Annotated in this window: 17 protein-coding genes; 9 read left to right on the top strand and 8 right to left on the bottom strand. The window is 51.7% G+C overall.

The window, feature by feature from the left end:
* Both ACO064_RS18090 and ACO064_RS18085 read left to right on the top strand, forming a co-directional pair.
* Window positions 1–492, top strand: coding sequence for a DUF2271 domain-containing protein (locus tag ACO064_RS18090; RefSeq protein ID WP_421828636.1), 492 nt, complete (start codon window positions 1–3; stop codon window positions 490–492).
* 14 nt (window positions 493–506) lie between these two features.
* Window positions 507–2,705, top strand: a complete 2,199-nt coding sequence (locus tag ACO064_RS18085; protein WP_421828635.1) for a PepSY domain-containing protein — start codon at window positions 507–509, stop codon at window positions 2,703–2,705.
* Between the two features lie 56 nt (window positions 2,706–2,761).
* On the opposite strand, the gene ACO064_RS18080 is transcribed toward ACO064_RS18085, so the two are convergent.
* The 6 genes from ACO064_RS18080 to ACO064_RS18055 form a co-directional block, all read right to left on the bottom strand.
* Window positions 2,762–3,184 (bottom strand): nuclear transport factor 2 family protein, encoded by a 423-nt coding sequence (locus ACO064_RS18080; protein ID WP_421828634.1) that lies wholly within the window; start codon window positions 3,182–3,184, stop codon window positions 2,762–2,764.
* Between the two features lie 64 nt (window positions 3,185–3,248).
* The gene (locus ACO064_RS18075) at window positions 3,249–3,611 is read right to left on the bottom strand and encodes a hypothetical protein (RefSeq protein WP_421828633.1); all 363 of its coding nucleotides are present in this window, start codon (window positions 3,609–3,611) and stop codon (window positions 3,249–3,251) included.
* A 97-nt stretch (window positions 3,612–3,708) separates the two neighbouring features.
* Window positions 3,709–5,376 carry a 7TM diverse intracellular signaling domain-containing protein gene (locus ACO064_RS18070; RefSeq protein ID WP_421828632.1) on the bottom strand — a complete coding sequence of 556 codons (1,668 nt, stop codon included), beginning with the start codon at window positions 5,374–5,376 and terminating at the stop codon, window positions 3,709–3,711.
* A gap of 85 nt (window positions 5,377–5,461) precedes the next feature.
* A complete protein-coding gene (locus ACO064_RS18065; protein WP_421828631.1) occupies window positions 5,462–6,448 on the bottom strand; it encodes an FAD:protein FMN transferase in 987 nt (328 codons plus the stop codon).
* 478 nt (window positions 6,449–6,926) lie between these two features.
* A complete protein-coding gene (locus ACO064_RS18060) occupies window positions 6,927–8,252 on the bottom strand; it encodes a Gfo/Idh/MocA family protein (RefSeq protein ID WP_421828630.1) in 1,326 nt (441 codons plus the stop codon).
* A 66-nt stretch (window positions 8,253–8,318) separates the two neighbouring features.
* Window positions 8,319–9,314 (bottom strand): formylglycine-generating enzyme family protein, encoded by a 996-nt coding sequence (locus ACO064_RS18055; protein WP_421828629.1) that lies wholly within the window; start codon window positions 9,312–9,314, stop codon window positions 8,319–8,321.
* A gap of 234 nt (window positions 9,315–9,548) precedes the next feature.
* Here ACO064_RS18055 and ACO064_RS18050 point away from each other — a divergent pair, with 234 nt between their 5' ends.
* Window positions 9,549–11,432 (top strand): ABC-F family ATP-binding cassette domain-containing protein, encoded by a 1,884-nt coding sequence (locus ACO064_RS18050; protein ID WP_421828628.1) that lies wholly within the window; start codon window positions 9,549–9,551, stop codon window positions 11,430–11,432.
* A gap of 115 nt (window positions 11,433–11,547) precedes the next feature.
* A complete protein-coding gene (locus tag ACO064_RS18045) occupies window positions 11,548–12,201 on the top strand; it encodes a DedA family protein (RefSeq protein ID WP_421828627.1) in 654 nt (217 codons plus the stop codon).
* An 18-nt stretch (window positions 12,202–12,219) separates the two neighbouring features.
* Here ACO064_RS18045 and ACO064_RS18040 read toward each other — a convergent pair whose 3' ends face one another.
* Window positions 12,220–12,720, bottom strand: a complete 501-nt coding sequence (locus tag ACO064_RS18040; RefSeq protein WP_421828626.1) for a Fur family transcriptional regulator — start codon at window positions 12,718–12,720, stop codon at window positions 12,220–12,222.
* A gap of 248 nt (window positions 12,721–12,968) precedes the next feature.
* Window positions 12,969–13,478: a gamma carbonic anhydrase family protein gene (locus tag ACO064_RS18035; RefSeq protein WP_421828625.1), complete on the bottom strand. Its 510-nt coding sequence runs from the start codon at window positions 13,476–13,478 to the stop codon at window positions 12,969–12,971.
* A gap of 231 nt (window positions 13,479–13,709) precedes the next feature.
* Here ACO064_RS18035 and ACO064_RS18030 point away from each other — a divergent pair, with 231 nt between their 5' ends.
* The 5 genes from ACO064_RS18030 (at window position 13,710) to ACO064_RS18010 (ending at window position 20,776) form a co-directional block, all read left to right on the top strand.
* Window positions 13,710–16,055, top strand: a complete 2,346-nt coding sequence (locus tag ACO064_RS18030; protein WP_421828624.1) for an SLBB domain-containing protein — start codon at window positions 13,710–13,712, stop codon at window positions 16,053–16,055.
* Window positions 16,056–16,122: 67 nt separating this feature from the next.
* Window positions 16,123–17,196 carry a lipopolysaccharide biosynthesis protein gene (locus tag ACO064_RS18025; RefSeq protein WP_421828623.1) on the top strand — a complete coding sequence of 358 codons (1,074 nt, stop codon included), beginning with the start codon at window positions 16,123–16,125 and terminating at the stop codon, window positions 17,194–17,196.
* Window positions 17,197–17,291: 95 nt separating this feature from the next.
* Window positions 17,292–18,269 (top strand): GDP-mannose 4,6-dehydratase, encoded by a 978-nt coding sequence (locus ACO064_RS18020; protein ID WP_114404289.1) that lies wholly within the window; start codon window positions 17,292–17,294, stop codon window positions 18,267–18,269.
* 13 nt (window positions 18,270–18,282) lie between these two features.
* Window positions 18,283–19,626 carry a flippase gene (locus ACO064_RS18015; RefSeq protein WP_421828622.1) on the top strand — a complete coding sequence of 448 codons (1,344 nt, stop codon included), beginning with the start codon at window positions 18,283–18,285 and terminating at the stop codon, window positions 19,624–19,626.
* A gap of 232 nt (window positions 19,627–19,858) precedes the next feature.
* Entirely contained in the window at window positions 19,859–20,776 is a 918-nt protein-coding gene (locus ACO064_RS18010) for a nucleotide-diphospho-sugar transferase (RefSeq protein WP_421828621.1), read from the top strand.
* Window positions 20,777–20,834 lie beyond the last annotated feature (58 nt).

Genomic DNA, 20,834 nt, shown 5'->3' with positions numbered 1-20,834 from the left:
ATGACTTGTTTGCATAAAATCGGCTTGCTGGTTCTGGCCCTGACTGTTGCCGGATCATCGGTTTCGGTAGCTCAGTCCGGCACCACCCAGTATAAGTGCATGATCCAGATGACCAATTACATGGGCGAAAAAGCGTATATCGCCGTTTCGCTGATGAATGGACAAGGTGCCTACGAGAAAACCCTGTATGTGCTCGGTGCCGATAAAAAATGGTACAAGGATGTTAAAGCCTGGTACAAGGCATTGGGCAAAAAAACGCCCAACATCAGCGCCATTTCCGGAGCGTCGGTGGCCGGTGGCGATCGCAGCGTGATCGTGCTGGAAATCGACAATTCGAAACTCAATAAGAATTACAAACTGCGGTTTGAAAGTGCCGTGGAAGATAAGGAGGACCACGCCAAAGACGTCGAAATACCGCTCACGACGGAAGGGCTTTCGGCCAAGAGTGAAGGCACGGGTTTTATTCGTTACGTACGGTTTAGCCCCAATTAACAGCGGCCGGATTTATGACCATTTCTGTGTGGAGATACAGCCACTTAGCGTTGGCGGTATCTTCTTTTCTTTTATTACTATTAGCTTCCGCAACGGGCGTTATACTGGCTTTCGAACCCGTGTCGCAGAAAATGCAGCCGTACCGCGTCGATGCCATCAGCGAATTGACGCTGGCGCAGACGCTGACGGTTCTCAAAAAAAACTATGCTGAAATTACTGAGCTGAGCGTCGACGCCAACCAGTTTGTGCAGATCAAAGGCAGCGATGCCGATGGTAAAAGTGTTACTGCTTACGTGGATCCGCAGACGGGCAAAGCTCTGGGGACTCCCACCCCACAAAGTGAGTTTTTCCAGTGGGTTACGGCCCTCCACCGCTCGCTGTTTCTGCACGAAGCCGGGCGGTTTTTCATCGGGCTGACCGCGTTTCTGCTGCTGCTGATTACGGTTTCCGGCACCATGCTTATCATTCAGCGTCAACGGGGTGTCAGGCGGTTTTTTACCCGGATTGTCCGGGACAATTTTGCCCAGTATTACCACGTCGTTTTGGGGCGGCTGTCGCTAATCCCGATCTTCGTTATTGCGCTTTCGGGAACCTACCTTTCCCTCGCCCGGTTTGGTCGGGTCGGAACGGAGAAAGTTTCTCCCCAAATCGACTTCGACGCCATACAAGCAAAGCCCGAAAGAAAGTTGGCCGACTTTGCGGTTTTTCAGAACACCCGACTGGCGGACGTACAGACCCTCGAATTTCCGTTTTCAGAAGACGTCGAAGATTATTACACGCTGAAACTCAAGGACCGCGAGCTAACGGTCAATCAGATTACCGGCGACATTCTGAGCGAAAACCGGTACCCCACCGCCGTTCTGCTCACCAACCTCAGCCTGGATTTACACACCGGCCGCACGAGCGCCATCTGGGCCGTCATTCTGGCCGTGGCCTCAGGAAATATCCTTTTTTTCATCTATTCCGGTTTTGCCATCACCTGGAAACGACGGGCCAATCGCGTCAAAAGGAATACGTATTCCGCCGACGAGAGCCGGTTTATTATTCTGGTCGGCTCGGAGAACGGCAGCACCTTCCGGTTTGCGCAACTCATTCACCAGCAATTGCTTCAACTTGGACAGAAATCGTTTTTGACCGAGTTCAACAACTACACGGTTTTTCCAAAAGCCGACTACCTGATCGCATTGACAGCCACCTACGGGCTGGGCGACGCGCCGACCAATGCTACCCGGTTTATGAAACGGGTTGAAAAGTACCCACAACCGCATCCCATCCGCTATTCCGTCCTCGGTTTTGGGTCGCACGCTTACCCCGATTTCTGTCAGTTTGCCTTCGAGGTGAATCAGGTGCTGGCCCGACAATCGTGGGCCGTTCCGCTGGTCGATATTCATACTGTCAATGACAAGTCACCGGCCGAGTTTGGCTTGTGGGCCGAAGCCTGGTCGCAGCAAACCAATCTGCCGATGCCGGTTTCGGCGGAATTGCTACAGGCTCCGGCACACCAACTTGAAACGCTGACCGTCACCAGCAATACCCGAACCGCCCAATCCGACGGCACGTTTTTAATCCGTTTACAGCGCAAGCAAAGGCTGGGTGTTACTTCGGGCGATCTGCTGGCCCTTTATCCCGCCAACGACCACCGCGAACGGCTCTATTCGATTGGTGTCCTGGACGATGAGCTGCAATTGAGTGTCCGGCTGCACCCGGGCGGGCTGGGTTCCGGCTTTTTACACGCCCTGACGCCCGGCGAAACCGTTCGCGCCCGGATTGTCAACAACGGCCATTTCCATTTCCCCAAAAAATCCCCGGTCGTGGTCATGATCGCCAACGGCACCGGCATTGCGCCGTTTCTGGGGATGATCGGCCAGAATACACAGAAAACGCCCTGCCATTTGTACGGCGGTTTTCGTCAACGTGCCTCGTTCGACCTTTACCGGGATTTTCTGGAAGAAAGCCGGTCGGCGCAAAAACTCACGAATCTCCACCTGGCGTATTCGCGCGAAGGCGAAAAACAATATGTTAGCAACCTGATCGCGCGGGATGCCGATTTTATTGGCAATGTGCTGGCTAGTAATGGGGTGATTATGATTTGCGGTTCTCTGGCAATGCAAAAAGACGTCATCGAGCTGCTGGAAACCATCTGCCAAACGAAAACGGGCCAAAGCGTCAGCTTCTATCAGTCGCACGGCCAGATTCTGATGGACTGTTACTGAGGCAATTGATTTTTGAAGTGACCACACGGCTCGAAAAACGGACTTTGTTGAGCCGTTTATTTTGCCAAGGAAGTGTGTTGTGCGCTTAGAAGGATCAATCTGTTATCCTTGATTTCATAGACATACGTGACCAAATAATCGGTCGTGTAATCCGGTGTGCCATCGTTGTAATGCCTCACCGAGTGCTCTTTGCCCGTAGCAATTAGGATAGGGCCGAATTGGCGAAGTTTTAAATTTTCAAGGCTGGCTTCTACGTTTTTTACATTCTTGAAAATCGCCAGCGTTTTGGCCTTATCAATCAGATAACCGCTCCCCGAAATCAGCACAAAGTCTTCGGACGCATTTTTCTGTAATTCTGCCAGCGGATTTGCCTGGTATTTTTCAGTCATTGTCTGAAAAAGTTTCTCGGTCTGGGTTTGAGCAAAGGCCGTCCCGTAAATGATCAACAGGCCGAGAGCTGTAAACAGGAATCTTTTCATGGGAGTGATTGGTTTGAGGGAATAAGTGTTGCGAAGATTTGTCCTTATTTAACGGAAATACGATTCAGCGTTTACCTTCCTGTTTCAACACCCGCCCTGTCCAGAGCGCACCGAGTAAATCGATGAAACCGAATGCAATAAAAACCGGTGGAGCAATGGAAAAAAACACGAATCCCACCGCAGCCACGAAGTAGATCGAACGGCCCAGAACCGTAACTTTTAAAAGGGGTGTGAGGTCGTTTTTGGCAGCCTGATAATAATATAAGCCCAGGATGAAGGCCAGAACGCCCACCACCCGGATATACGGTTCATGGGCGTCGGGTAATTGGGCGATTTTGGTGAAAAGGTTGGGAATGAAGGTCAGCTCTAATCCAATGATAAAAAGGTAGTAGCTGAAATAGAGAACGGTTTTGGCCGATTTAGACATAGCGATGAACGAATGGGAGTGATCAGAAATTTACCCCAAAGTATTCGACCGAATTTCCTCCGGACAACTCTACTTTCTAAACGGCGACATCTAGTTTCTAAACGGCGGGCTGCGTGAGCGACAGGCGTTGCAGTAATTCGTTTTTAAGCCTTCTCGATACCGGTAGTTCCGTTTTGTCTTTCATTTCGATCCAGCCGCCTTCCCCCCGAATATACCGAACCACATTATTGAGATTGATGATATGCGACTTATGGATTCGCATGAATTGCTTGCTATCCACCAGTTGTTCAAAGTGCGACATGGGCTTGGACGTCGTAATCTTTTTATGATCGGTCAGGTGAATCGTGCAGTAGCTACCCATGGCTTCCAGGCGGTTGATGTCCTGTTCAGGAAACATAATTACCCCTTCTACGGTTGGAATCGATATTTTCTTGATAAGCGGGTTGGCGGACGGTGCTTGCCGCAGCAGGGTAAGCAGGCCTTCATTTAACTTGATGTGATTCATTTCCTGCTCCATTTGCAGCTTTTCGGTCAGCAGTTGGTTGTTTTTAATCCAAAGTTCTTCCTGCTCCTGCGCTCGTTTAAGGACAAGCTCTTTGGCGTCCCGGGCTTCTTTGCGGTATGTGTTAAAACGATGAGCGACTGCAAACGAAAAAAATAAGGCTTCCAGGACCGAGCAAATGTGATAGGTATAAGCGGATAATAACGTATTCATGGGCGTTATGCCCAGAAAACCAAGCAGGATAAATACCACACCGAATGTGTAAAACCCGAAGGCCAGGATGAAGAAACGAGCGGGTTTAAATCCCAAAAAATAAATGTAAATACTGGTGACGAACAGCACGAGCATAAAGAACATGTAGAGTAACTGGTACACATCACTCACCCAGGCTCGGTACGGTAGCCAGTCACTGGGCAGAAGCAGCAATCCGACCGACCAAAGACCGGCCAACAACCAGAAAAGTTTGGGTGCTAATTCCCGGATTCGCAAATAACTGTTGGAAAAAACCAGGACGAAAAATATAGTGATTGTCGAAATAAAATTAATATCAAAACTAAAATTTGAAATCTGCTTAAATATGAATTCATGATGATGGTTATCAGCTTTGAAAATAATCAGGGAAGAAAAGAAAATGTATAGAAAATAATACAGAAAAAGAGTATCCCGCACCACCCAATAAACAAAAAGATTATAAAGAATGAGGGCAATTAAAATACCGCAGATAAATCCGTAAAAAAGGTCATAGTGGTGGAAATAAGTTGCCATTGCCTGAATATTTCCAATTTTCAAAGGAATGTACATGGCGGTATTGACCACACGCATATACACTCTCTTCGGCGATTTTCCCAAGTCAAATACGGTTTGATTCCGCTTGAGAAAATTAGTACCAAAAGGCCTCATGGCCCCTGTGAACCAAGACTTTAAGACATTGTTGGTGTCAAAAGCATATACATCCAGCATCCTTACATCATGAAGTTGCTGGAGGAGATACAATTCCTCATTAGATTGATTTTTCAGATCGATCCGTAACCAAACCGGATAGTCAGTATTGCCAAAATTGAGAAAACGCCTGGTATTTAATTGAAAAACTGAATCGGGTAATTGGCGAATTTGCGAAAACGTCAGATTTTTTATTGAGTCAACGTAATAATAAGCCGCCGATTCGACAGACTGTAATTCCTCACTGGGTTTATAACTAAAAAACGTTTGCCCAACAGCAGAATAGCCAACGAGCAGGCATAAGAAAACATGAAAAAACCGCATGAAAGCTCGGGAGGATTTGTGCAAAGCAAAATAGAAAACTTTGACACAAAAACAGATAGTACGCCAATAAAATCAAGCCAGGAATCTACAAACTGTATGCCTTCACATCCAGATTTCGGGAAGAAAAAATCCGGCCTTCGTCGGTGATCAGGATGCAGCGGTAGTCGGGATACTGATTGATCAGTTTCAGGCCCGCGTCTTTTCCCAGCACCATCAGCGACGTACTGAACCCGTTGGCGGTTTCGGCACTGGGGCCAAAAACCGTCACGCTGCAAACGCCCGTAGCCGGATAACCCGTAACGGGGTTGATGATGTGGGCATACCGCTTGCTGTTGAACACCACGAATTTCTCGTAACTTCCGGAGGTCACCACGGCACTCTGCCGCAGCGGCACGATGGCGAAAACCGTGTCTTTCCGGATCGGGTTGGTGATGCCGATGGCCCAGTCGCTGCCGTCCGGCTGTTTTCCCCAGGTGCTCATGTCCCCGGAACCGTTGACAATCCCGGCTTTGATGCCTTTGGCCAGCATCAGGTCGCGACAGCGGTCGGCGGCATAGCCCTCGCCCAGCGCACCGAAGCCAATTTTCATGCCTTTTCTCTTCAGGAAAATAGTAGAATGCTTACGGTCTAACACAATGTTTTCATAGCCGACCTTCTCCACCGATTTCTTAACCGCTTCCGGGCTGGGCATTTCCGTCATCGAGCCGTCAAACTTCCAGATTCGGTCCATTGCGGCAAAACTAATGTCGAAAGCGCCTTTCGTGATTTTCGAAAACCGGAGCGCCCGCTCGGTCAGGGCAAACACTTCAGCATCCACTCGCACCGGGCCGATCCCGGCATTTTGGTTCACCTGCGAAATCTGGGAATCGGACTTCCAGTCCGAAATCAGATTTTCGATCCGCGTCACTTCGGCAATTACGGCATCAATGTTTTGTTCCGCCGAGAGGGAATCCCGGGCAACAATCGTGATGTCGAACCGGCTGCCCATTAATTTGACGGTTCGTTTTCGCAACACCTGCGCTGTAGCGCAGAATCCTGATAAAATGAAGACGAGGAATAGGACTTGTTTCATATTGCAAAAATCGAAACTTACGTACCCCGGACTTATTGATTTAAATTTAACGCCATCTATGAGATGATGGCTTTGCCTAACAGTTGTTTGAGTGCCAGCGGCACGTAATGTTAATAGCAAATGAGTATGCTGAGCACTCCCGGCGTGCCGGAGGTACGCACCTAAGCCTGTATCGCGTACCTCCGGCACGCCGGGAACTCTTGAAATACCGATTTGCTATTAACATCGGACCGCTCCGGGGTCAATAATCTCACAGTTTGTGTTAAATTTAATAACCGCCGAAATGAATGTTTATCAGCCCACAGCTAAAGCTGTGGGCTGATAAGCCAAACGAGTAGTCCAGCGGTTATTTTTTTCAATCAATTAGTCCGTGTGATCCCGCTAAAAAACACGTATTGAAGCGGCAGGTTCGACCATGGGTACGAAAAAAAGGGAGCCGTCGGCTCCCTTTTTGGATTCAAAATCAGTTGTTGAGCGATTAAACCGCCACGGTTTTGCCCGGAACGGCAATCGGATAAAAACCGTCTGCGTTTGGTAACAGTTTCGGATTCGCATCCCACGCCAGTTTGTCGGGAAACAGGTTGATGTTTGAGTTCAGAGCTTCATCCCACTTCACCACTTTGCCCGAATACGTCGCCATCCGGCCCATGATGGCCGTCAGCGTGCTTTTTGCGCCGTTTTCGGCATCCCAGAATTTGTATTCGTTTTTGGCAATGGCCGCAAACAGTTCGTCGTGTTCGATCTGGTACGGATCGCCGTCGCCTTTGCCGTTGTGGGTATAAATCGAACCGCCTTTGTGGTCTTTCAGGATGCTTTGTCGCCCGAAGGAATCAACGCGGCCTTTGGTGCCCAGGAAAGCTTCGTCCACTTTGCTAAACGTGCCTTCGTAGTGGCGACACTGGCTGTTGATCAGCGTTCCGTCTTCGTAAACGTAATCGACAATGTGGTGGTCAAAAATTTCGCCGTACTCTTTTCCGGTACGCACCTGACGGCCACCCGTTCCCTGCGCGGACACGGGATAGCCTCTTTTCACCCAGTTGGCGACGTCGATGTTGTGAATGTGCTGCTCGTTGATGTGATCCCCGCAGAGCCAGTTGAAATAATACCAGTTCCGCATCTGGTGTTCCATTTCGGTCTGGTTCGGCTTGCGCGGATTTACCCAAACGCCCCCGCTCACCCAATAGACCGAGCCTCCGATGATGTCGCCCAGTGCACCGTCGTGAATCCGCTTAACCATCTCGCGGTAATTGGGTTGATAATGGCGTTGCAAACCCACCACCACGTTCAGTTTTTTCTTCTTGGCTTCTTCCGCAGCCGCCAGCACCCGGCGAACCCCCGGCGCATCGGTGGCCACCGGTTTTTCCATGAAGATGTGTTTGTTTTGCTTCACGGCTTCTTCAAACATCATCGGCCGGAAACCCGGAGGAGTTGCCAGAATCACGACATCAGCCAGGGGAATGGCTTTTTGATACGCGTCGAATCCGACAAACTTGCGTTCTTCCGGAATATCGACCCGCTTCGCCAGTTCTGGATTTTGATTTAAAGTTTTATACGCGTCGTCCAGGCGATCGCGGAACGCATCGGCAATCGCTACGATCTTCACATTCTGCTTGGACTTCAGGGCCTGAAGCGCAGCACCTTTTCCCCGGCCACCGCAGCCAATGAGTGCTACTTTGATGGTATCATCAGCCGAGTTGTTGAAACCATAAGAAGATGCAAAAGAAGGCAGAGTCGTCAACAGGGCTCCGCCCGTGAGCAGGCCGGATTGTTTCAGAAACTCCCGGCGGTTTGATTCGTTTGACATAGGAAACAAGGTTTAGAAATAAGATAAATAGCGTCTACTAACAGGCATTCTAAAAGCAACTGGTAATCAATACTCCTCAATCAACGGCGGATTATAATACGCCTTAATTTCTTCTTCCGACGGTTTTTTAGCCGGACGAACCACCCGAAAACCAACAAACGACGCACTCGTCAGCCACCACTCGCTTTTGGGAGCCTGCGGGTCGAGCATTTTCCAGGCCGGAGCCGACGGCGTCCGGGCCGCTGATCGCAACACGGGCGCATCATCGTCCCACGAGCCACCCCGCACGGCGTTTGGATAAAGCTCCTTCACTTTGGCATACGGCTCCTTCACTTCGCCTTTCGCTTTCTTGGCGTAATAATCCGGGTAATACTGGTCGAGCGTCCACTCCATCACGTTACCGTGCATGTCGTGCAAGCCCCAGGGATTGGGTTTTTTCTTGCCAACCTGCTTATACGAACCGTCGCTGTTGCCGGTAAACCAGGCATATTCGCCCAATTGTTTGGCATCAGCGCCGAATGAATACGGTGTCTTGGTTCCGGCGCGGCAGGCATATTCCCACTCGGCTTCGGTGGGCAGACGGTAGAAAATACCGGTTTTGGCGTACAGCCAGGCACAGAAATGAATGGCCGAATATTGCGTCATGTTAATGGCCGGATACCCCTCCCGACCCATCCCAAACGACATATCCACGTACGGTGGACTTGGTCGCGTGGCGGCATCGGTTTTGGCTAAATCGAAACCGGGCGTCCGGTTTGCCATCTCTTTTTCCATGTTCTTGAAGGCAAACAGATCGAACAGGTCCCAGGTCACCTCCATCTTTCCCATCCAGAACGGCTCGATGGTCACTTTGTGCTGCGGCCCTTCATCGGGTTTGCGGCCTTTTTCAGCCGCCGGACTCCCCATCATGTATTCCCCGCCCGGAATCGCCACCAGATCATAGACCTGGGTGCTGCCCGGAATGGGTTGGGTATAGGATTTGGTTACATCGTCGGTTACCTGGGCCAGACTGCTCGCTGAGATCACACACGCGGCACCGAACAGAGCAATGAATTTTTGCATGAATTAGGTACTGAATTAAGCTCTAAAATCTATAAAGAAAACCAGAGCGGAAATTTACCACATTTAGACCGGAAATTCTATTGTAGAGCCGCTTGTCTGGTGGAGATGGGAACGCGGATTGAACGGATTGGGACGGATTTGCACTGATAAAATCCGTTTCAATCCGTTCAATCCGCGTTCCCATCCCATAGTTTACTTCGGCGATCCGGTTCAGGATGCGTATCTTTGCGGACAATGAATTATCTATCAGCAGAAAATCTCTCCAAATCCTTCGGCGACAAATGGTTATTCCGCAACGTAACGTTCGGAATGAGCCGGGGGGATAAAGTCGCCATCGTTGGTGCCAACGGTACGGGCAAGTCTACCTTATTATCCATTCTGGCCGGGTTGATGCCTTCCGACGAAGGATTGGTCAGCATCCGCAAAGACATTACCGTCGGCTTTCTGGAACAGCAACCGCAACTGGACGACAATCTGACGGTGATGGAAGTCGTTTTGACCGGCGACAATCCAGCTTTGCTCGCCATTGAGCAGTATGAAAAAGCCCTGCTGTCCGAAAATCACGACGCGCTCGACCGGGCCATGCAGCAGATGGACACGCTTCAGGCCTGGGACTATGAAACGCAGTTGAAGCAGATTCTGGGGCAATTGGGCATTCACGACGTCACGCAACGGGTTTCGACCCTTTCGGGTGGCCAACGCAAACGGGTGGCCATGGCGCAGGTGCTGATCGAAGCACCGGATCTGCTGATCATGGATGAACCGACCAACCACCTCGATCTGGAAACCATCGAGTGGCTGGAAAACTTTTTGTCGACCAACAATTCTACCCTCCTGCTGGTGTCGCACGACCGGTATTTTCTGGACCGGGTTTGCAATCAGATTGTCGAACTCGACCAGCAAACGCTGTTCAGTTACAAAGGCAATTATGCCTACTACCTGGAAAAGAAAGCCGAGCGGCAGGCCATTCTGGCGGCTGAGGTCGACAAGGCAAAAAATCTTTTCCGGCGCGAACTGGACTGGATGCGTCGGCAACCCAAAGCCCGCGGCACCAAAGCGCAATACCGGGTCGATGCGTTCGATGAGGTGAACGCCAAAGCGCACACCAAACTGGGCAACGACCAACTGGAATTGAACATCCGGACGACGCGGCTGGGCAGCAAAATCATCGAAATGGAAAATGTCAGCAAACGCTTTGGCGAAAAGGTGCTGCTCGACCATTTTACGTATACCTTCCGCCGGAACGACCGCATCGGCATCATCGGGAAAAACGGGATGGGCAAAACCACCCTGCTCAACATGATTACGGGCGAACTGCGCCCCGACTCCGGCATCATCAGCACCGGCGGAACCGTCAAAATTGGCTATTACACCCAATCGGATCTGGTGCTGCCCGACAACCAGCGGGTGATCGACGTGGTGCAGGATGTGGCTGAAGTGATGAAACTCGGAACGGGCGAAACCGTGACGGCATCGCAGTTTTTGCAGCATTTCCTGTTCGACCGCAACAAGCAGTACGATTACGTCCACAAACTGTCGGGTGGTGAAAAACGGCGGTTGCAGTTGTTGCTGGTGCTGGTGCAAAATCCCAACTTCCTGATTCTGGATGAACCGACCAACGACCTGGACATTACGACGCTCAACGTACTGGAAGAATTTCTGCTGAATTTTCCCGGTTGCATACTGCTCGTATCCCACGACCGTTATTTTATGGATCGGCTGATCGATCACGCCTTTATTTTTGAAGGCAACGGTAAAATCAGCGACTTTCCGGGCAATTACACCGATTACCGGGAGCGGAAAGCCAGTCAACCCGCCGATCGCAAAACCGCCGACAAACCAAAGGCAACGCCAACCGTCTCATTTCCAGAAAGTAAACCCGTTGCTCCGGTGACGGAAAGCAAGCGCAAACTGTCTTTCAAAGAGCAGCGGGAATATGAAACGTTAGAAAAAGAAATTGAGGAACTGGAACAACGAAAAAGCGGTTTATTGGATCAACTGAATACCGGTTCCGAAAGTCACGAAGAACTGACATCCTGGGCCCGGCAAATTGAGCAAATCGAACAGGAAATTTCCCTAAAATCCGACCGCTGGCTTGAACTGGCGGACTATATTTAATTGTGAATGAGCGAATGAGTGATTTAGTGAATAGCTGACGCAGTGCCATTGGTTCAAAGCGTGATCTTCGATTTATTCACTCATTCGCTCATTCACTCATTCACTCATTGCAAAGATGAACCAGATCGCCGAATTTTTCCAATACTTACTCAATTCCGAGGAAATCATTCGGACGGGCGGGCTGGTATTGATTACCCTCATTATTTTCATCGAAAACGGTGTTTTTTTCGGCTTTTTCCTGCCGGGCGATTACCTGCTGTTTCTGTCGGGCGTTTTTGCCGGCACCAAAATTCTGGCTGTTCCCCTGTGGCTGTTGCTGCTCTGCATTTTCGGGGCCGCGGTGGTGGGGTCGCTGGTGGGGTATCTGACGGGGCGGTATTTCGGTGAACGGCTGCAAAACCGCCCGGATTCACTGTTTTTCAAGAAAAAATACATCGAAACCACCCGCGAATATTTCCTGAAATACGGCAGCCGAACGCTGATCGTAGCCCGGTTTCTGCCCATTGTCCGCACGTTTGCGCCCATTCTTTCGGGTTTAATCCGAATGGACATGCGGTATTTTATGCTCTACAACGTTCTGGGTGGAGCCATCTGGGTGGTCTCGCTGGTGGGGGGCGGTTATTATTTTGGCGAAAAATTCCCCTGGATCGTCGATTACGTCCACTACATCATCATCTTCTTCCTGGCCGTTACTACTTTCACGGTCATTCGGGGCTACATCAACGCCCGGAAAGAAATGAAACAGGAAAAAGAAACCGTCAGCGAATAATCCAACAATGCGTTTCTGCTAGTGTACGCTGGCATTGGCCGCAGCGGCTTTCGTCCGGGCCACGCAAACTTCGTCCGCACATTCGCCGTAAAAAACCAGTGAATGCGATTCGACGTGGAATTGCAGCATATTGCCAACCGTGGTTTTGATCAGTTGCAAACGCGGATCACAAAACTCCATAACGCGGTGGCAGTTGACACAAATCAAATGCGCATGTTGCTGCCGACCGAGTGATTTTTCAAACCGGCTTTTCGTATTATCCTCATCACCAAACTGGTGTCGGCTCACCAGACCGCAATCGACCAGCACATCCAGGGTGTTGTATACCGTGGCCCGGCTAACGGCAAACGACCGGTCCTTCATGGCCTGATACAATTCTTCGGCGTCGAAATGGTCATTGCGCGAATACACCTCTTCCAGAATGGCAAACCGTTCCGACGACCGGCGCAGCCCTTTCATGAGTAAATATTCTTCCAGTTTCGTTCGGGCTGTCGTAATCAATGGAGTTAGGTTCGCCATAAGAATAAGGCCGTGACGGCTTCTACATCACCACGCAGAGCGCGTGGAAACCGGCCGCTGACCAACAAAAAAATAATCCTAAAATTATTTAGACTAATTTCAAACAAATATACGACCGCAATAAATGCGATGCAATACTTGTTTAAAAGGACTTTTATTGGTTACCCCTAAATCCCCTGAAGTGGAATTTTAGCATCTGGTGGAATTTCGCGTCCAAGTCCCCTTCAGGGGATTTAGGGGCAATTTCATTACTCATACCACTTGGCATACATGACATAATTGTTGGCCGTCCGCATAAAAACCTCGCCCAGTTCGGGCGTTACGGCTTTCAAAAACCGGGCGGGATTACCGGCATAAATGGTTCCCGGCGGCACGACGGTGTTTTGGGTCACAATGGCCCCGGCAGCAACGATGGAACCGGTTCCAATCACGGCCCCATCCATCACAATGGCACCCATGCCGATCAAAACCTGGTCTTCGATGGTGCAGCCGTGGACAATGGCGTTGTGGGCAATCGAGACATAACTGCCGATGGTCGTCCTGAATTTCTGGTAGGTGCAGTGGATAACGGCTCCATCCTGAACGTTGCAATAATCCCCCATCGTAATCGAGTTCACATCGCCCCGCACCACGGCGTTGAACCAGACGGTGCAATTTCGCCCCATCACGACTTCCCCAACGATCGTTGCGTTATCGGCAAACCAGCATTCGTCACCCATTTTCGGATGAATCCCGCGAACGGATTTTATCAAAGCCATCTTGGATATATTCTATTTGTTCGGTTATTATTTCGGAAAACAGTTCGGCTAAATAGCGGTTTTTTCAAATAAAAAGCCACTTTTGGACCATTGACTATAAAAAGCGGCAGAGAATCAATCAATTCGTAACTTTGTGGGTCAGATTTTTCTCACTGCATGAACCGTAGCAGAACACAATCATACTGGTTTACACTTTGTGACTCCCCGTTTTTGTTGTTTCGACAACTGCCCGTGCTGTCTTTATTCTTCCTGCTGGTAGCTGTCACCGCCGGTTTTGCCCAGCAACCTTCGCGGGCCGATCAGTTGAACGACGAACAGATTATTGAATTTTATCAGCGGGCGCAAAGCAGCGGGCTCACCGAAATGCAAATCGAGCAGGCGGCTATGTCTCAGGGATATACGCTGACCGATATTGCCAAAATGCGGCAGCGCATGGCAAAAATTCGCCAGCAATCGAACCGCACCGGGCAGATTTCCGGCGATACCCTCATCAACCGAAGCCAGCAGGGAACACTGTCGCAAAGGTCGTATGCGCCGGGCGACAGCCTGAATATGCTGCGACGTGATACCATCCGGCGACCCTATATTTTTGGCGCAGCTTTGTTTCAGGGAACATCCCTCACCTTTGAGCCGAATCTCCGCATTGCCACGCCCCGGAATTACGTGGTGGGACCAGACGATGAACTGGTGGTGGAAATTTACGGAAATTCCACCGAAAGTTTCCGGCTGCGTGTCAGCCCCGAAGGCTCGGTCCGGATGCTGAACCTGGCACCCATTTTTGTAAGTGGTCTGACCATCGAACAGGCCGAACAGCGGATTGTCGGACGGCTACGGCAGGCTTTTCAGGGTCTGAACCGCCCCAACAGCGGCACCTATGCCTCCGTGACCCTGGGCAACATCCGCAGCATCCGCGTCACGATGGTGGGCGAAGTCGTGATGCCCGGCACCTACACGCTTTCGTCGCTGTCGACGGCTTTCAACGCCTTGTATCTGGCGGGCGGCCCAAACCCCGAAACCGGCTCTTTCCGCGATATTCAGGTAATCCGCAACAACCGCGTCATTCGCACCATCGACCTGTACGACTACCTTTTGCGGGCCGACAAAAAAGACGACATCCGGCTGCTGGATCAGGATGTGATTCGGGTCAACGATTACGGGGTTCGCGTTGAAATGGTCGGGCAGGTCAAACGGCCAGCCATTTATGAAGTGAAACCCGGCGAAACGCTCAAGAATGTTCTGAGTTTTGCGGGCGGTTTTACGGACCGGGCCTACACGTTTTCGATCACCCTGCGCCGTAACACGCCCCGCGAGTTGCGAATTTCAACCATCACGCAGGAGCAGATTGCGACCTTCATTCCGCAGTCTGGCGACAGATACACGACTGGTGAAATCCTGAACCGGTATGAAAACCGGATTCAGATATCCGGTGCCGTGATGCGGCCCGGCGATTATGCGCTGGGGGACGAAATCACGTCCGTTCGTTCGCTCATCAACCGGGCCGAAGGACTGCGGAAAGACGCTTTTCTGAACCGGGCGGTTTTGTACCGTGAACGCGAAAACACCGATCTGGAAGCCATTCCGTTCGATGTGGGGCGGCTGATGCGGAACGAAACGGAAGACATTCCGCTGGCGCGGCAGGACAGTGTGCATATTTATTCGGTCCGCGATTTGCGCGAGCCGTATTACGTCAGCATCGAGGGAGCCGTGAACCGGCCGGACACCATTCCGTACGTAACCAATCTGACCGTTACTGATTTGATTGCGCTGTCGGGCGGTTTTCAGGAAGGTGCCACACCCACCCGGATTGAAGTGGCCCGGCGGATTCGGGAAGATAGCACCCAAATGACCGGTGGCGAAACCGTTCAGGTTTTTCAGTTTTCGATCGATCGCTCCCTGAATCTTCAACCCGCCGATGCGCGGTTTCCGCTCAAGCCGTTCGATGTGGTGTATGTCCGAACGTCGCCCCGCTACGAACTTCAGCAGAATGTGGCGGTATTGGGCGAAGTGATGCACCCCGGCAACTACGCCATCGAGTCGCGCTCCGAACGGATTTCCGATGTGCTTCGGCGCGTGGGTGGCCTGAAATCGGGGGCTTTTCTGCCGGGAGCCCGGTTTTCCCGGCGCGGCATTCCCATTGCGACCGATCTGGGAGCCATTCTGGAAGATCCGGGCGTATCGGGAAACCTGTTGCTGGAAGTCGGTGATTCGCTGATCATTCCGAAACGCCCCGAAACCGTCAGCATTCAGGGTGCCGTTCTGAATCCGTCGACCGTTAGTTTTACGGAAGGCTTTCATTTTAAGGATTATGTGACGCAGGCCGGGGGCTATACCGACAATGCCCGGCAGAAAAGAGCGTATGTGATCTACGCCAACGGACTGAAAGACCGAACCAAGCGGTTTTTGTTTTTCAGGAAATACCCCAAAATCGAACCCGGCTCACGCGTTATCGTGCCATTTGGGCCATTGACCGACGACCGACGGCTGACGGCGGGGGAACGAATTGGACTTATTTCGGTCATTGGCACAATGACCGTGACTCTGACCACCGTTATTATCAATCTGGCTCGCTTGTTTTAAGTAAAGCGCCCCATTTAGTACGTGCTTCATGTCAGTAACAACGCACAAACCATCAGCAGGGTCAGAAATGGACGATGATGATCTCATCCGGATCCGCCCCGGTGACCTCTGGAAATTTCTACAGCGCAGCCGTCTGGCCGTGCTGGCTTTTGCCGTGCTGGGCGCGCTGGCAGGGCTGTACTACGGTTTTTCCAAACCAGACGACTACAAGGCTGAGGTTACCGTCATGCCTGAAGTGTCGGCAGGCAGCCCCGGCGGCATGGGCAATCTTGGATCGCTGGCCGGGCTGGCTGGCATCAGCATGGACAATGCCGCCGGTGATGGCATCCGGCCCGATCTCTACCCGGAGGTTCTCCAAAGCATTCCGTTTGCCCTGCAGATTCTGAAGCAACCGGTTTATTCCAAAACCTACAAAACCGTGCTGCCGCTGCAGGCTTACCTGAAACGGCAGAGGGAGGAAACGGCTTTCCAACGACTAACCGGAAACACGGAACAAACCACCGCCGACGACTCAAAACCGGTTCCGGTGGTGTTGCCCGATCCTAAAAACTACAGCAAAGCCTTGCAGGTTACGCCCGAACAGGAAGGTCTGGCGGCTCTGTTAACCAGCCGCATTACGACCACCTACGAACGGCGGACCGGCGTTGTAACCATTGAAGTAATCATGCCCGACCCGGTGGTAGCGGCCACTGTCGCCCGGTTTTCACTTGAATACCTGACCAACTACATCACCAGCTACCGGACGCAGAAAGTCAAGAATCAGGAGCGGTTTCTGACCCAGCAGGTCGAGCAATCCCGGCGCCGGTACCAGACGGCGGAGTATGACCTGGAAAGCTACCGCGACCGGAACCGGAGCCTTTACAGCGGTTTGGCCCGGATCAGCGAGCAACGGCTGCAAGCCGAATTTCTGCTGGCGCAAACCGTGTACAACGATCTGTCCCGGCAGTTGGAACAGGCCAAAATTCGGGTGCAGGAAGAAACGCCGGTTTTCAAAATGCTGGAACCTCCGCGCATACCACTACGGCCCAACGGCCCCCGACGCACGCTGATTGTGGTGGCCGGTTTAGTGGCCGGTGCGGTTGTCGGCCTGGGCTGGACGTTGGGAAAAACCGTTTTGGGGAATATGAATCGCCTGGAATAACCGGTTTTCAGTTTTCAGTTTACTGACGCGTCCTGTAGCTCGTATGCGTCAGCAACCGTAAACTGAAAACCGTAAACCGTAAACTGAATATTCGTATGAAAAAAGCATTGATTTGTGGGGTTTCAGGACAGGATGGAGCCTATCTGGCGCATCTGCTGCTGACCAAAGGATACGAAGTTTACGGCGGTTCGCGCGATGCCCAGATGTCGTCGTTCAACAACCTGACCCGACTCAACATCCGGTCGCAGGTGTCGGTGGTGTCGGTCAACATCAACGACTTCCGCAGTGTTTTGCAGACGTTACTGAAAGTCCGGCCCGACGAAGTCTATAATCTGGCGGGGCAAAGTTCGGTGGGATTGTCGTTCGAACAACCCGTCGAAACGCTGGAAAGCATCAGCATCGGAACGCTGAATTTGCTGGAAGCCATCCGGTTTAGTGAACTTCCGATCCGGTTATACAACGCCGGATCAAGCGAGTCGTTCGGCGATACGGGCCGCCTGGCCGCCGACGAAGAGACGCCTTTCCGCCCGCGCAGCCCCTACGGCGTGGCCAAAGCCGCGGCTTTCTGGCAGGTGGCTAATTACCGCGAAGCCTACCAGTTGTATGCCAGCACCGGGATTCTGTTCAACCACGAGTCGCCCCTGCGCCCCGAGCGGTTTGTCACCCGGAAAATCGTGGCAGCCGCCTGCCGGATTGCGCAGGGCAGCAACGAGAAACTGACGCTGGGAAACATCGACATTGCCCGCGACTGGGGCTGGGCGCCCGATTATGTGGAAGCCATGTGGATGATGCTGCAACAACCCCAGCCCGACGACTACGTGATTGCGACCGGACACACCCGGAAACTGAAAGATTTCATCCGAATCGTTTTCGAACAGGTGAATCTGGATTGGGAAGAGCATGTTCAGATCGACTCCTCGTTTTTCCGCCCTACTGATCTGGCCGAAGGCAATGCGAACCCCGCCAAAGCCTTCTGGCATTTTGGCTGGAAGGCCCAACACAAGATGGAGGACGTGGCCCGGTTGATGGTCGAAGCCCAGCTCACCGGAGTCCTTCATCCGACCGTCTCCTGATTGTCGAACCGGTATGATTGAACTAAGCCCCCAAAAGCTGAGTGCAACCGCCCGCAAAGCGTTTGCCAATGCCGGCTGGGTTTTCTTCGACCGCATTTTTCGGATGGCTACCGCTTTGCTGGTTGGCGTTTGGTCGGCGCGGTATCTGGGGCCTTCCCAGTTTGGTCTGCTCAACTTTGCCAATGTTTTTCCAACGGTGCTGATGTCGCTGGCGGGGCTGGGTTTGGCAAACATCCTGATTACGGAAATTGTCCGGAAAGGTGAGTACGCCGAAAATCAACTGCTCGGCACGGCTTTCATTCTCCGGCTCATTGCCGGGGCGGTTTCCCTGTTTGTAATTGCAGTTACCATTCGGCTTCTCTACAGCGATCAGCCGGTTTTGCAGGCCATGGTTCTGTTCACCAGTTCGGTGCTGATCTGCCAGAGCGTGGACGTCATCGATCTGCATTTCCAGTCGCGCGTCAAATCCCGGCTGTCGGTCGTTGCCAAATCCGTTGCCTTTGCCCTATCGACGCTGCTGCGGGTTTATTTTCTGGCCAATAACTTCAGTTTACTAGCGTTCTCCTCGGTTGTTTTCGTGGAAGCCACCCTCTCGGCCCTGATTCTGATTTTCATTTATAACCGGGAAGAAGGGCAGCACATTTTGCAATGGCGGTTCAACCGGGCACTGGCGATCCGCTTGCTCCGGTTGTCCTGGCCGCTCATGATCTCGGAGTTTTTCATTTTTATATACATGCGCTCCGACCAGTTTATGCTGAAAGAACTGGCTACAGACCTGGAGTTAGGCAAGTTTAGTGCCGCCCTGCGTTTGTCGGAAGTATGGTATTTTATCGCTACGGCCATCACCTCCTCGTTTTACCCAACCATTGTTGCCCTGAAAACCCAGAATGAGGAAGCCTTTCAGCGGGCTTTTCGAAAACTGCTGAGCCTGTTGGCTGCCATCAGCATCCTGATCGCGGTTTTCATTACCTTTTCGTCTTCTTTTCTCGTTAATCTGCTCTATGGGCAGCAGTATACCGGCGTAGACAACATTCTGGTTATTCACATTTGGTCGGCCGTATTTGTTTTTATTGGCGTTGGCAGCAGCTATTGGTTCATTCTGCACGATCGGCAGCGCCTGCTGCTGTTGAAAACCATCGCCGGAGCGACGGTAAATATTCTGTTAAATCTGATTCTGATTCCTCACTATGGTGCCATCGGCACCTCCATTGCCACCCTGCTCGCCCAGATGATGTCGGCCTACTTCATGAACTACTTCATCGAGGAAGCCCGCCCGGTTTTTTTCGCTCAGTCTGCGGCACTCATTGACGTGATAAAGCTGACTTTCCTGAAGGATCTTTTACGGCGCTCCCGGTAATCCTACCCGTTTTTCCAGGCCCCTGCGGTACGCAAAAAGCGGTTTTGAAGTCAGCCCTGACAACGCTTTTACGCCAGATGTTGTCTTCTGAAGTATGAATTCGATGGATGGCCCTGAACTTCATTTCGCCAAAAATGCCCCAATTCCATACCGAATTCTTTACCCTTGGCGTTGTTTTTAACGGGGAGAAGCATCGCACCCCTCCAGTAACCACCCTAAACGTAGTGAAAAGATGCCGTTAGACGTTCCCATCCTGTTCCTCCTGTTCAATCGACCTGACCTGGCCCGTCAGGTACTCGAACGCATTCGTCAGGTTCAACCCCGGGAATTGTTTATTTCCATCGACGGCCCCCGCCCCAACCACCCCACCGATGCGGAGCGGGTTGCCGAATGCCTGGATTTGGTTAACAACATTGACTGGCCCTGCTCAGTACACCGGCTCATCCAGGATCAGAATTTAGGTTGCAAAAAAGCCGTTAGCACCGCGATTAGCTGGTTTTTTCAGCAGGTTGAAATGGGAATCATCCTGGAAGATGACTGCCTGCCCGACCCCAGTTTTTTTACCTTTTGCCGCGAAAACCTGCATTACCACCGCAACAATGCCTCGATCCTGCACATTGGGGGAACCAACCTCCAGAATGGCCAATGGCACGGGGATGGCTCCTATTTTTATTCCAAAATTTGCCATGTCTGGGGGTGGGCGAGTTGGCGAAGGGCCTGGGAAAAATACGACGGAAGCATGTCGACCTATCCGGGATTTAGAAAGCAAAACCGCATCGCCGACCTTTTTTCCGATCCCAAAGTTCAGGAGTACTGGACGGAAGCGTTCGACGGCGTATATGCGGGCCAGGTCAACAGTTGGGCCTATCCCTGGTGTTATTCCATCTGGATCAACAATGGCCTCTGCATTTCGCCCAACCAGAATCTGGTTTCCAACATCGGGTTTGGCACTGCCGCCACCCATACGCTGGACGACGGTGGCTCACTGGCAAACGTGCCTCTGGAACCGCTGAACGAGATCCGACATCCCAGTTTCCTGATTGAAAACCTTCCGGCAACGGAATATTCCAATAACCAATATTTTAAGAAACCAACCTGGGTAAGCCTGAAAACCGAAGGCTTGAAAAGACGGCTTGGCCTGAAACTGTAGCCCCGAATACCGTTGCTGTCTTACGCGAAATTCTACACTTTTGAGCCGGGTCAATGCG

This window comes from Larkinella sp. (assembly GCF_965227735.1).
GTDB lineage: Bacteria > Bacteroidota > Bacteroidia > Cytophagales > Spirosomataceae > Larkinella.
The sequence above is the reverse complement of the archived record's forward strand: the minus strand, read 5'-3'. Positions and strand labels throughout refer to the sequence as shown.